We start from the raw sequence: 12,696 nt of genomic DNA on the forward strand, positions 1-12,696 counted from the left end.
GGGGGCGACCGACTCAAGAGGTAGAAGCACTTCGCGGGCGAAGGCGCGGTATTATGCCTGCTTTGTCCGACGGCATGAAAAGCCTGCCCGTCGGAACCTTCATGTTTGAGGAATATAGATGGCCCCCTGGCTGACAGTCGTAGGCATCGCAGAAGACGGCTTCAAGGGACTGGGCAAGCAGGCCCGGCATGCATTGCTGGGGGCCGCACGGATTATCGGCGGCCAGCGCCAGCTCGATCTGCTGCCGGCGTGCATCCGTGGCGAGCGCCAACTGTGGCCGAGCCCGTTTTCCCTGGAGCCGCTCCTGGCGCAGCGCGGCGCACCGGTCTGTGTGCTGGCCAGTGGTGACCCGATGTTCTTTGGCGTTGGCGCCAGCCTGGCGCGCCAGGTGCCCAGCGAGGAAATGCTGATCCTGCCCGCGCCCTCGTCCTGCTCCCTGGCAGCCGCCCGCCTCGGCTGGCCCCTGCAAGAGCTGGTCTGCCTGTCACTGGTGGCTCGGCCGCTGGCCGCACTCAACGGCCACCTGTCCAGCGGGGTACGCCTGTTGGTGCTGAGTAATGACCACCACAGTCCGGCCGCCGTGGCCGCGCTGTTGCGCGAACGCGGTTTCGGGCCGAGCCGGATCAGCGTGCTGGAGCACCTGGGTGGCGAGCGGGAGCGGCGGGTCGACGGCCTTGCCAGCGAGTGGGACGACCCCGCGGTCGCCGACCTCAATGTGGTGGCCATCGAGTGCATCGCCGAACCGACCACCGCGCGCCTCTCGCGCCTGGCGGGCCTGCCGGACTCGGCCTTCGCCCACGACGGCCAGTTGACCAAGCGCGACGTACGGGCCGTCACCCTGGCCCGCCTGGCACCGATGCCCGGCGAGTTGTTGTGGGATGTCGGCGCGGGCTCAGGCTCGATCGGTATCGAATGGATGCGCGCCCACCCCAGTTGCCGCGCCCTGGCCATCGAAGCGGACCCTGGCCGCCAGCAATTGATCGAGCGCAACCGCGACACCCTCGGCGTGCCCGGCCTGCAGTTGATTCGCGGCAGCGCCCCCCACGCGCTGGCCGGACTCGAGCGCCCGGATGCGATTTTCATTGGTGGCGGCGTGACCCGTACCGGGGTGCTTGAGACCTGCTGGGCGCAACTCAAGCCCGGTGGCCGGCTGGTCGCCAACGCGGTCACCCTGCAAAGCGAAATGACCCTGCTGGCCTGGCGTGAGCAGCACGGCGGCGAACTGACCCGGCTGCACATCGCCCAGGCCCAGCCACTGGGCGAGTTCGACACCTGGCGCCAGGCGCTGCCGATAACCTTGCTGGATCTGGTCAAACCCCTCGATGCGTGACGAAACCGCCGAACAACCCGCCCCCCTGCGCAGCGGCCTGACCACCGGCAGTTGCGCCACCGCCACCAGCCTCGCGGCGGCGCGCTTGCTGCTGGGTGGCGGCGCCAGTGATGCGGTGCAGATCGTCCTGCCCAAGGGCAAGCAGGTGCAAATGCGCCTGGAGTTCTGCCGGCTGCTGGCCGACGGCGCCGAAGCCGGCACCATCAAGGATGCCGGTGACGACCCGGACGTGACCCACGGCGCCTTGCTCTACAGCCAGGTGCGCCTGACCACCGAGCCCGGCATCCGCTTCAGTGCCGGCCACGGCGTCGGCACCGTGACACGCCCCGGCCTGGTCCTGGCTGTCGGCGAGCCGGCGATCAATCCGGTGCCGCGCAAGATGATCACCGACCACCTCAGCGCCCTGGCCCTGGAGTTCGGCTATCCCGGCGGTTTTGCGGTGACGGTCAACGTCCGGGACGGAGCAGCCCTGGCGTTGAAAACCATGAACCCGCGCCTGGGCATTCTCGGTGGCCTGTCGATTCTCGGCACCAGTGGCATCGTCCGGCCGTTTTCCTGCGCGGCGTACATCGCCTCGATCCATCAGGGCATCGACGTCGCCAAGACCAACGGCTACCTGCACATCGCCGCCTGCACCGGCAACGCCAGCGAAGACACCATGCGCCGGGTCTATGACCTGCCGGAAATTGCCCTGATCGAAATGGGCGATTTTGTCGGGGCGGTGCTCAAACACCTGCGCAAAGTGCCTGTGGATAAACTCAGCCTGTGCGGCGGCTTCGGCAAGATCAGCAAGCTCGCCGCCGGCCACATGGACCTGCACAGCCGACATTCGAGCATCGACCTTGTGCAACTGGCCGAATGGGCCGCCGCGGTGGGTGCCGACGCCGCACTGCAGCAGCAGATTCGCCAAGCCAACACCAGTCAGCAGGCCCTGGCGATGGCCAGCGCCGCCGGCATTGCCCTCGGCGATGCCGTGTGCCAGCACGCCCTGGCATTCGCCCGCAGCGTGGTGCCGGCCCAGGTCCAGGTCGAAGTGTTTGCCATCGACCGCCAGGGCGGCATTGTCGGTCACGCCGGAGTCTTGCCATGAAACGCGTGCTGTTGCTCGGCGGTATCACCGAAGCCCTGGCGATCGCCCGCACCCTCGGCCCGCAGCACACCTACAGCCTGGCCGGTGTCGGCCGGGTACCCAGCGACCTGACATGCCAAGTGCGCGTCGGTGGCTATGGCGGCGCCGAAGGCCTGGCCCGTTTCATCCAGGATCACGGCATTGATCTGCTACTCGACGCCACCCACCCCTACGCCGCACAGATCAGCCAGAACGCCGTCACCGCCGCGCAACTCCGCGCGATCCCCTGCTGGGCGCTGCGTCGTCCCGCGTGGCAGGCGCAAACCGGCGATGACTGGCGCGAAGTCAGCGACTGGGCCGAACTGAGCGCAGCCCTCAAGCCCTTCAAGCGCCCACTGTTCACGTTAGGCCGCGAGCCATTGCAGCACCTGGACGAAATCCCGCTCGGGCAGTTCTGGACCTTGCGCGCACTGGAGGTTTACCCCGGCAACCCACGCTGCGAAGTGCTCGGGGCCCGCGGCCCGTTCCACCTCGAAGACGAACGCGCCCTGTTCGAACGCCGGCAGATCGACGTGTTGATCAGCAAGAACAGCGGCAGCAGCGCCACCGAACCCAAGCTCGAAGTGGCCCGCGAGCGTGGGGTGCCGGTGCTGATACTCAAGCGCCCGGTGTTGCCGGCGGTGGATCGGGAGTTTGCCAGCGTGACCCAGGTGTTGAAGGCGCTGGAGTTGGATTTGTAGTTCGATGAGGGCTCGCGCCCACAGTATGGCTTTGGGTGCTCACAGGTTTTGCATACACCCACCAACCCCGTTGGGCTTGCCAGCGAAGGCGGCCTCCAGTCAGGCATCGCCCAGGCACTAACTATCAAAGCCGCTACACTTGCTCAAAATCAGCGCTGCGACACCACACCGCACAGCAGCTTTTTACTTATCCACCCCGATCAGGCTAAATACGCCGCCTGATCTCCCACATCACCGGATATGACCATGTCCCGACAACGGCTAGCATTTGCCTGGATCGCCTGCTTCGCAGTGCTGTTCAACATGCTCGCCATGCCGATGTCCGATGCCATGGCCAAGGCGTCCAGCCAGTCGCCGGTCGAGCAGTTGATGTGGGGCAGTTTCTGCTCGTCCAGTGGCACCCGCATGGTCGCCATTTCCCTGGGCAACCTTGAACAGAAAGCCCCAGCTGGCGAGCAACACTCCACCATGCAGCACTGCTGGTGCTGCTCAGGCTCAGCGCCCCTGGTGGCATTGCCCGGGCATACACCGCAGCTGTACTTCGCCCGGTTCGACGCCAATCGCAGCCTACCGGCCCCCACCCTCGATGCTCCAACACCGCGCCAGCAATGGCCCAGTCTCAACCCCCGCGCCTCTCCCCTGGTCTGATTCGATTCGCAACTACCCTGCGTTTTAATCGTTCCGGAGAACCGCCATGTCAAAACCATCCCTGGTGAAGCACGCGTTGCTGCTCGCCGCCTTGCTGTTGCCTGCCTGCTTTGCCACTGCCCATGAATACAAGGCCGGTGAGCTGGACATCGCCCACCCCTGGTCACAAGAGCTACCGCCCAATGCCCCGACCGTGGCGGCCTACTTTGTCATTCACAACACTGGCAAAACCGCTGACCGGCTGCTCAGCGTGAGTTCGCCCATCTCGGGCAAAGCCGAGCTGCACGAACACCTGATGCAAAAAGACCTGATGAAAATGCAGCAGGTGCCCAGCGTCGAGATTCCCGCCGGAGGCACCATCACGTTCGCGCCGATGGCCTACCACGTGATGCTCATGGAGCTGCAGGACCGCAGCCTGCTCAGCGACGGCAAGCGCTTCCCGTTGACCCTGCATTTCGAGAAGGCCGGCAATCTCACCGTGGACGTCGCGGTGCAGAAACAACCGCCCGCCGGCACCGACACGCACCAGCACGCCCAGTAACCCACGGCAGCACCGCCCGTGAACGCGCAGCGCTCACCCGGCCGCAGGCGCACAGCCCCACGCAAGACCTCCCTGACGGTCGCGCGTGGCAGCTGGATCAGCCTGTTCGCCATGCTGATGATCTTTATCGGTCCACTGATTGCTCAGTCGATGCCGATGGATCAGCGCGCCCCGATGTCCATGAGCCTGTCGATGGACATGAGCATGGACATGGCGCCCAGTGCCCATGCCGGGCATGAGGCGCAAGCACCTGCCGAACACTGCGCGCCCCAGGCCGATCACCATGCCATCTGGGAAAAGTGCGGCTACTGCAGCCTGCTCTTCAATTGCCCGGCTCTGCCCGGCAACCTGGCGCTGGCGGTCTTCGACCCACCGCTGGCGCAAGGTTTCATCAGCCCCTCTCCTCGCCTGGGCCACGCCCGGCTGACGGTCTTCCCCGGCGCCCGCACCCGCGCGCCCCCCATCAACGCGTAAACACCTACATCCCCACTGACACGGCCAACTGTTGAACACGACAGCCACAGGCTGCTGGCCGTGTGTTTACGACTGATTGATGGAACTGTTATGTCCAGGTTTTCTGCTGCCCCACGCCTGAGCGCTGCCCAGGCAAACTTCGCCCCGAACACCTTGCGCGCGCGCCTCAAGCAGGCCACCGCGCTACTGTGCGGCGCCCTGCTCGCGCCATTGGCCAGCGCTGCCGAGACGGCCGCTGACCACAGCCAGCACGCCGAAGAGCTGAGCCCCACGGTGATCACGGGCATTGCCCCAAGCTCGCCCCTGACCATCGTCACCAACCCCAAGGACCCGCGCCAACCCGTGCCGGCCAGCGACGGTGGCGATTATTTGAAGACCATTCCCGGCTTCGCCCTGGTGCGCAATGGCGGTACCAACGGCGACCCGGTACTGCGCGGGATGTTCGGCTCACGGCTGAACATCCTCACCAACGGCAGCATGCTGCTGGGGGCCTGCCCTGGCCGCATGGACGCACCCACCTCGTACATTTCCCCGGAAACCTACGACACCCTCACGGTGATCAAGGGCCCGCAAACCGTGCTATGGGGCCCTGGCGCCTCGGCTGGCACGATCCTCTTCGATCGCGAGCCGGAAAACTTCGGCGAACTCGGCAGCCGGGTGAATGCCAGCGTACTGGGCGGCTCCAACGGCCGCTTCGACAAAGTGGTGGATGCCGCGGCGGGTGGCCCACAGGGCTACGTACGGGTGATCGGCAACACGGCCCATTCCGATGACTACAAGGACGGCAACAATGACACCGTGCCGTCGCGCTACGACAAGTGGAACGGCGACGTCGCCGTCGGCTGGACCCCGAACACCGACACTTTGCTGGAGTTGACCGCCGGCAAGGGCGACGGTGAAGCGCGTTATGCCGGACGCGGCATGGACGGCTCGCAGTTCAAGCGCGAAAGCCTGGGCCTGCGTTTCGTGCAATCGGACCTCAGCGAGGTGCTGGAAAAACTCGAAGCCCAGCTCTACTACAACTACGCCGACCACGTGATGGACAACTACACCCTGCGCACGCCCTCCGGCACCGGGATGATGGCCGGCCCCATGGCCTCCAACGTCGACCGCCGGACCCTCGGTGCGCGGGTCAAGGCCACCTGGCGCTGGGCCGACCTGCAACTGGTCAGCGGTGTCGACGCGCAGACCAACGAACACCGCCAGCGCAGCGCCATGGGCATCGACACCTACAAGGACCTGCCACGCAACAAGGATGCGGACTTCCACAACTACGGCCTGTTCGGTGAGCTGACCTGGTACGCCGCCGACCGCAATCGGCTGATCACCGGCGCCCGCCTGGACCGCGCCTCGGCCAAGGATTTTCGCCAGAGCATCGGTTCCGGGATGATGAGCAGGCCCAACCCGACGGCCGACGACACCCGCGCCGACACTTTGCCCAGCGGCTTCGTGCGCTACGAGCACGACCTGGCGGACAGCCCGACCACCCTCTACGCCGGCCTGGGCCACGCCGAACGTTTCCCGGATTACTGGGAGCTGTTTTCGCCCAAGTCAGGTCCAGTCGGGTCGCTCAACGCCTTCGACTCGATCCAGCCGGAGAAAACCACCCAGCTCGACGTCGGCCTGCAATACAAGACCCGGGATCTCGAAGCCTGGGCCTCGGCCTATATCGGCCAAGTGCACGACTACATCCTGTTCGACTACACCCCCACGCCCATGGGCACCAGCTCGCGGGCCGAGAACATCAACGCACGCATCATGGGCGGTGAACTGGGTGCAGCCTACAACCTGACCGCCCACTGGAAAGCCGACGCCACCCTGGCCTACGCCTGGGGCAAAGACACCACCCACGACACCGCCCTGCCGCAAATGCCGCCGCTGGACGCGCGTTTCGGCCTGACCTACAGCGAAGACAACTGGAGTGCCGGTGCCTTGTGGCGGGTGGTCGCGGCGCAAAACCGCATCGACCAGAACAAGGGCAACGTGGTGGGCAAGGACTACGACAAGAGCCCGGGCTTTGCGGTGTTCTCCCTCAATGGCGCCTACCGCATCGACCAGCACTGGAAGGTCAGCAGCGGCATCGACAACCTGTTCGGCAAGGACTACGCCGAACATCTGAACCTGGCCGGCAACGCCGGGTTCGGCTACCCGGCCAATGATCCACAAGCGATCAACGAACCGGGGCGCACGTTCTGGACCAAGGTGGACATGAGCTTCTAAAACGCCTCGCAAGGACGCCCTGCCTGCCGCCATTGGCGAAGCCTGCGTTCGACGCCGAACGCAGGCTGCAGCAACGGCGACACAACACCTATAAAAGATTCATAGCCGAGCGGAGTGCTAATGATGAGCCAACCCAAAGTGTCCTTCTACAACCTGGCCTGGCGCTGGCATTTTTATGCCGGGCTGTTCGTCGCCCCTTTCATGGTGATGCTGGCACTGACCGGCACGATCTACCTGTTCAAGCCGCAACTCGACCCGCTGATGTACGGCAACTTGCTGAATGTCCCGGCCGGCCATCACAGCCTCAGCGCCGACGACCTGCTGCGCAGGGTACAAACGGCCTATCCACAGGGCCAGGTCACCCAGTACCTGCCGGCGATCAATGCCGAGCGCAGTGCGCAATTTGTGCTGCAGAACCAGGGCAGCGAACTCAACGTGTTCGTCGACCCGTACCACGGCGACATCCTCGGTGAGCAGGATGCCAAGTACAACCTGCAAGCCATCGCCCGGGCGATTCACGGCGAGCTGATGATCGGTACCCTCGGCGATCGCCTGATCGAGATGGCGGCCGGCTGGGGCATCGTGCTGGTGGTATCCGGCGTCTACCTCTGGTGGCCTCGCGGCAAGGGCGGCGCCGGCATCCTCTGGCCACGCCTGAACAGTCGCGGGCGGCTGCTGTGGCGTGATCTGCACGCCGTCACCGGTTTCTGGGGCGCGGCGTTGCTGCTGGTCATGCTGCTCAGTGGCATGACCTGGACCGGTTTCTGGGGCAAATCCTACGCCGAACTCTGGAACCAGTTCCCGGCCGCCATGTGGAACAACGTCCCCACGTCCGACGAGCAAGCGCGCAGCCTCAACACCGCAGCCCGCCAGACCGTGCCCTGGGCCATGGAAAATACGCCGATGACAATGTCCGGCGACCACGCCGAACACATGGCCCACAACGGCGCCAGCAGCGCGCCGGCCGCGCCGGGCATCAGCCTGCAGGCGGTGCAGGACATCGCCAAGCAAGGCCGGGTCGAGCCGGGCTACAGCATCACCCTGCCGACCAGCGCCAGTGGCGTGTTTACCATCGCCGTGTTCGCCGACGACCCGCGCAACGACGCCACCCTGCACGTCGATCAGTACAGCGGCAAAGTCCTGGCCGATGTGCGCTGGGAGCACTATGGCAACGTCGCCCGCGCCACGGAAATGGGGGTAATGCTGCACGAAGGCAAGATGTTTGGCGTGCTCAACCAGCTCATCGTGCTCCTGATCTGCCTGATGATCCTGCTCAGTGCCGTCAGCGGTGTGGTGATCTGGTGGAAGCGCCGGCCCCAGGGCAAAGTCGGGGTGCCGCCGTTGCGCCATGACCTGCCCACCTGGAAAACCGGGGTGCTGATCATGTTGGCGCTGGCCGTGTTGTTCCCGTTGGTGGGCGCATCACTGGTGGTGGTGTGGGGGCTGGACCGGTTCCTGCTGGCGCGCGTCAGCCGAGACACGGCATCGATCGCCCCTTCTTCCTGAACACCCCGAGGGACGGAGCAGCGGTATTTCAAGGGTGCTTGAAATACCGTTTAACAGTTTGAAAAGTCTTGTCTCGGGTTGATTTTGAGCCACTCCCTGATCCTCGCCATACTCCTGCTGCCGCAACTTAAGCACCCACTCACTGAACACCCTTAGTTGCGGGAACTTCCGACTTTTCAATCAGCACAATTCCTACAAAGAATTGAAAGAGGTCAACTTGATAAAGAAGATCCTAGCCTCCCTCGCCTTTGTTTCACTGCCCGCACTGGCCACCCAGCCGCCGTTCACCGGCACTGACTATTCAGGGCATTACCAATGTACGGGCATGGACAGTCATATAGGTGAGTTCAAAGGCACCGTCGACATGAAGCTTAACCCCGAGCAAAGTACTGGCCTGTACGGCGCCTATAGCTTCACCCTGGCCCTGGCCGACAACTCCCTCTATAACGGCTTCGCCGCCGCCCAGGAAACATCACTGGCCATCTACTTCGCAAACATCGACCCCAGCCTGAAAGACTACGGCGTGGGCATTGCACAAGTTGGCACCGGTGCCGATGGCAAGGTCTCTTTTACCAAATACTATTACGGCCCGGAGTATGAAGGTGGAGGCCACGGCATGGAAACTTGCACCCGCCAATAACCCTTCCCGGCTCTACCGTCACGATCAAGGACGTTGCAACTCATGCCTTTGATCGTGCACGTGTGCCCGCACGCTACAGTTCGTCACGGCGAAAGCTGACGGGCGCCAGCGGAACCTGTTGCCGATCAGTCTTCCAGTGGCTGCCCAGACGCCCGGACTGATTCCAGTAGTGTGCGGCGGTCAGTACCCGCAGTTCACCGATCTCGGCCAATTGCGTGATGAAATCCGCTGTAGACAGCCGGGTGATCCAGCGGTCGCCAACACGCTCGACTTGTTTGGTCTTCAACAAGGTTTTTTCGGCATGGGTGTACTCCGGCACATACTTTATCAAGGCACCATGGGGCGTTGAGTAGTAGTACGAGCTGATCTTGAACCCTTTGTCCTTCAGGGCATGCGTGTGCAAATACACAAACCAGGGCGAGGCAAAGTTGAAATAGACCTGCTCTGCATCCATCGCCAGCGTGCCGGTACCCGACAAATACAGCTGGTGACTGGCAATCAATTCATAGCCCGCAGGAAAGATCGGCGGTTTATTCCTCTGGGTCGTGGTGGGGTCGCTCGACGTCCGGAAAATGCGATCAAGCACATGATTGGTGTCGTCCCCGCGCGCCAGTGGCTCCAGTGCACAGAAGCAATGCTTGTCCTTTTGCCGCAATATCGCACTCTCGTAAGTGGTGACCTGTTCATAGGCGCTTCCCGCCCGGCGCTGGATGTAGCGGGCCGCGTCGTCGGGATGCTGGAAAATCGGCCCCAATGCCAATTTCGGCATCCACGACCACAGATCCTGCTCGCTCATGCCAGCCTTGTGCGGTTGCCAATCGCGCGCCAGGAATCCGATCCCCCAGAGTGCACTTGGCACCATGACTTGCAGGCGCCCGGCCTTTCTCATGTTTCCTATGTAGGCCGGCAGACTGAAGGTGCCGTGCTGCACATCGCGCCAATCCGCACTCGCCTGTGCAAGGGTCGCGAACGGATGGCGACTGAGCGCTGACTGAGCGGCCTCGGTCGGTGGTTCGATCGGGTCGTAGTAGTCCCTCTCAAACCGCAATAACGCCCCGTCGCTGCACGATAAGTAGAGGGGTAACCAGCCCCGCTCCGTTTGAATCTGCGCAAGCGCCCGGTGCACATCCATCGGTGAAAAAAAATGCCGATAGTCATCATCCGGCAGCACATCCAGTGTTGGTGCGGCGCACAGGTACAAGCTGTCGACGACGTAGCCCTGGGGCAACAGTCCGTCGGGGAATACCTGGTCATACGCCAGCGTCGAACCAGGTACCTCGATCGGCAGAGTGGCAATGAACCTGTCATGCCAACGATCCCGCAGAATGTAGCCGAAACTCAGCGCCACACGCTCCGCGGCGTGCTCATGGACATGACGCGCTGCCGCCACACTGTCAGCAAACACGGGACTGTAGTGCGGCTCACTGCACGGCGGTTCAACCGCCGTGACGAGCTTCGCCTGGCGTACCAGGCTAAATTCGGTCACTGAACGCGGTGCGCCCCAAAGAGCGCTGCCCACCACCACGTACAGAAAGCCGTTTTTAGCCAGCGAATCCACCCACACCGACGGTTTCAGGTCTCCCTCATGGATACGTTTTTTTATCCAGGCTGCATCCAGGTCATGGGGTAGGCTGCCGAAATCGGTCAAGGCATTGGCGAGATCGGCTCGAACCTTATTCCACGCACCAGTGCGGTAACGAATCACCGAACCGTCGGGCCCGAACAGGTACTCGTCCATCGTTCGCGTCTCGCGCTCGAACGCGGTATGGACTGCCTTCACGGACAACATGTTGAGATACAGTTGTTTTTCCGACGCAGACAAGAGCACCGGAACCTCCTGGGCATGGCGCGAGCGATAGCGAGCCACAATTGTGCATCCGGCAGGGAAGAGTCCGGCACTGACACTTTCATCCGGGAAGATCCATTTCACATCGAAGTCTTCCTCGGGCGTGATCACCGGCAATGTGGCGACAAACAAGCCATCGGCGCGCTTGAGAACCAGGCCACCATAGACCCTGTCGGTGATCCTGGGGACCTGCGCACGCGCATGCAGCGCCGCATCATCCAGGGTCGGGAAAACAGGCCCCAAAAGACGCCGCTCGAGGTTTTGCGCCGGCGTCCATTGCGCATTGACCACCCCTTCCCTGTCCCAGCACAGAGTGGTGTGCAGGACCGTCAATTCACCACTGTTCGCCACGACCCTGACAAAACCGGTCTGGGTCAGTTTTCCATTGGCCAGATTGGATTGGATAGCCTCCAGCCCCATCTCCGGTGTGTCGTTATCAAACAACTTGGTGCTCTTGCGCGCGACATACTTCAACAATGCGCCGTCCTGTGTCGCGATATACGTGGGAATCGACTCAACCCCTTCCTCGACGGGCGGCCTCTTGGAGTCGTACACCACGACATACAGGTCTCTGGGCACAATAAAGTGCTGGGCCAACCAGAGTCGAGAGGGCCTCTGCGCCTGCGTTACCCGCTGGCGCGAATAGAAATAGGAATGGCGCTGGAATGACTCCGGATAAACAAAGTCACGGCCTTCACCCGGTCCAGCACTGGGGAACAGGCTCCGACGAGAAAACAGTTTGTCGCGAACCCCCTCGACCGCGACCAATTCCGACGCAATGTACTCGTGCTTGCCTTGTTGCTTGAGGATGAAACCGAACCAGGTCCGCTCCGTATCATGTTGCTCAGCCCCTCGTGAGAAGCAATCCTGCGCCGCTTCGTCCGCCGACGAAAAAACCGCGCCAAACGCCACCTGTTTCGGCACCGGCCTTGCGCCCTGTTCCGGGTGGGGTGTCCAGTCCTTGGTCACTTGGCCCCGGTATCCCCAAAGCCCATTGTCGACCAGGATCTGCAACTTTCCTGCGCTCGCCACCGCCCGTACAAACTCGACAGGGGCGATGCTGCCATCGGCAAGCCCACGCGCCAGTGGTCCCGGGCGACTCACGGTGCCCAAGCGCATCAGCAACTGCTGCCAGCCGCGGGTATCGGGCTCGAACCACAACAGACTGTCGTCGCTGCCTGACAGATAGGCCGGAACGCCTTGCGCGACCACATGGAACAACTCGTGAACCTTGAACATCTGCAAGCTCACGCAGGCGTCTGTGCGCGTCCAACCCAAACGCTGCACTTGATCGACATCCAGCGTCGAGAGCGCCTGGTGTGAGTAAAACACGCTATGGAGCTGGTGGTTCAACGGATAAATCGCCCGGCCTTGGGCGTCTACCGGGAACAGGGGGGGCGCTTCAAGCGCATCAGTTCCGGCGTCGACCGGCTCAGTCACGACGAACCGCTGGTTGCTGCACTGGAAGATCATTGCAACAAACTCGCGGTCACGCCGCTTGCCGACCTGTTCATGAGCATGCCGCGCCGCGTCATCCGCCGACAGAAACTCACGGCTCATGCGCACAACGGCAGCGCTCGGCCCTTCTCTCTCATCCATGAAAAATCTCCAACCTGTTGATGGCCTGTATTGAGCCATCAGGTTATCCAGCGTCCGCGCGCCTGTGCGGTACATACATAGGG

At 63.1% G+C, this 12,696-nt stretch carries 10 protein-coding genes; 9 read left to right on the top strand and 1 reads right to left on the bottom strand.

Going from position 1 to position 12,696, the window contains the following annotated elements:
• Positions 1–118: 118 nt before the first annotated feature.
• From cbiE to AACY45_RS17435, 9 genes are all read left to right on the top strand, one after another.
• Positions 119–1,330 (top strand): precorrin-6y C5,15-methyltransferase (decarboxylating) subunit CbiE, encoded by a 1,212-nt coding sequence (gene cbiE, locus AACY45_RS17395; RefSeq protein ID WP_339546599.1) that lies wholly within the window; start codon positions 119–121, stop codon positions 1,328–1,330.
• Positions 1,323–2,420: a cobalt-precorrin-5B (C(1))-methyltransferase gene (locus AACY45_RS17400; RefSeq protein ID WP_339546600.1), complete on the top strand. Its 1,098-nt coding sequence runs from the start codon at positions 1,323–1,325 to the stop codon at positions 2,418–2,420. The genes cbiE and AACY45_RS17400 overlap by 8 nt, the downstream gene beginning before the upstream one ends.
• Positions 2,417–3,139, top strand: coding sequence for a cobalt-precorrin-6A reductase (locus AACY45_RS17405; protein WP_339546601.1), 723 nt, complete (start codon positions 2,417–2,419; stop codon positions 3,137–3,139). Before AACY45_RS17400 ends, AACY45_RS17405 begins: the two co-directional genes overlap by 4 nt.
• Positions 3,140–3,385: 246 nt before the next feature.
• Complete coding sequence (locus tag AACY45_RS17410; protein ID WP_339546602.1) at positions 3,386–3,787, top strand: DUF2946 domain-containing protein; 402 nt, start codon at positions 3,386–3,388, stop codon at positions 3,785–3,787.
• 61 nt (positions 3,788–3,848) lie between these two features.
• The gene (locus AACY45_RS17415; RefSeq protein WP_339546657.1) at positions 3,849–4,328 is read left to right on the top strand and encodes a copper chaperone PCu(A)C; all 480 of its coding nucleotides are present in this window, start codon (positions 3,849–3,851) and stop codon (positions 4,326–4,328) included.
• Between the two features lie 18 nt (positions 4,329–4,346).
• Entirely contained in the window at positions 4,347–4,802 is a 456-nt protein-coding gene (locus AACY45_RS17420; RefSeq protein WP_339546603.1) for a DUF2946 domain-containing protein, read from the top strand.
• 90 nt (positions 4,803–4,892) lie between these two features.
• Complete coding sequence (locus tag AACY45_RS17425; RefSeq protein WP_339546604.1) at positions 4,893–7,022, top strand: TonB-dependent copper receptor; 2,130 nt, start codon at positions 4,893–4,895, stop codon at positions 7,020–7,022.
• Positions 7,023–7,145: 123 nt separating this feature from the next.
• Positions 7,146–8,528: a PepSY-associated TM helix domain-containing protein gene (locus AACY45_RS17430; protein ID WP_339546605.1), complete on the top strand. Its 1,383-nt coding sequence runs from the start codon at positions 7,146–7,148 to the stop codon at positions 8,526–8,528.
• 217 nt (positions 8,529–8,745) lie between these two features.
• A complete protein-coding gene (locus AACY45_RS17435) occupies positions 8,746–9,168 on the top strand; it encodes a hypothetical protein (RefSeq protein WP_339546606.1) in 423 nt (140 codons plus the stop codon).
• A gap of 73 nt (positions 9,169–9,241) precedes the next feature.
• Here the strand turns inward: AACY45_RS17435 and AACY45_RS17440 are convergent, their stop codons facing one another.
• The gene (locus tag AACY45_RS17440; RefSeq protein ID WP_339546607.1) at positions 9,242–12,613 is read right to left on the bottom strand and encodes a hypothetical protein; all 3,372 of its coding nucleotides are present in this window, start codon (positions 12,611–12,613) and stop codon (positions 9,242–9,244) included.
• Positions 12,614–12,696 lie beyond the last annotated feature (83 nt).

The sequence above is a fragment of the Pseudomonas sp. RA_35y_Pfl2_P32 genome, from assembly GCF_963970735.1.
Classification (GTDB): Bacteria; Pseudomonadota; Gammaproteobacteria; order Pseudomonadales; family Pseudomonadaceae; genus Aquipseudomonas.

Excerpts from the sequence above, each read along its gene's own strand:
- cbiE (WP_339546599.1), top strand. The coding sequence starts at position 119 with ATGGCCCCCTGGCTGACAGTCGTAGGCATCGCAGAAGACGGCTTCAAG.
- AACY45_RS17400 (WP_339546600.1), top strand. The coding sequence starts at position 1,323 with ATGCGTGACGAAACCGCCGAACAACCCGCCCCCCTGCGCAGCGGCCTG.
- AACY45_RS17405 (WP_339546601.1), top strand. The coding sequence starts at position 2,417 with ATGAAACGCGTGCTGTTGCTCGGCGGTATCACCGAAGCCCTGGCGATC.
- AACY45_RS17410 (WP_339546602.1), top strand. The coding sequence starts at position 3,386 with ATGTCCCGACAACGGCTAGCATTTGCCTGGATCGCCTGCTTCGCAGTG.
- AACY45_RS17425 (WP_339546604.1), top strand. The coding sequence starts at position 4,893 with ATGTCCAGGTTTTCTGCTGCCCCACGCCTGAGCGCTGCCCAGGCAAAC.
- AACY45_RS17430 (WP_339546605.1), top strand. The coding sequence starts at position 7,146 with ATGAGCCAACCCAAAGTGTCCTTCTACAACCTGGCCTGGCGCTGGCAT.
- AACY45_RS17440 (WP_339546607.1), bottom strand. The coding sequence starts at position 12,613 with ATGGATGAGAGAGAAGGGCCGAGCGCTGCCGTTGTGCGCATGAGCCGT.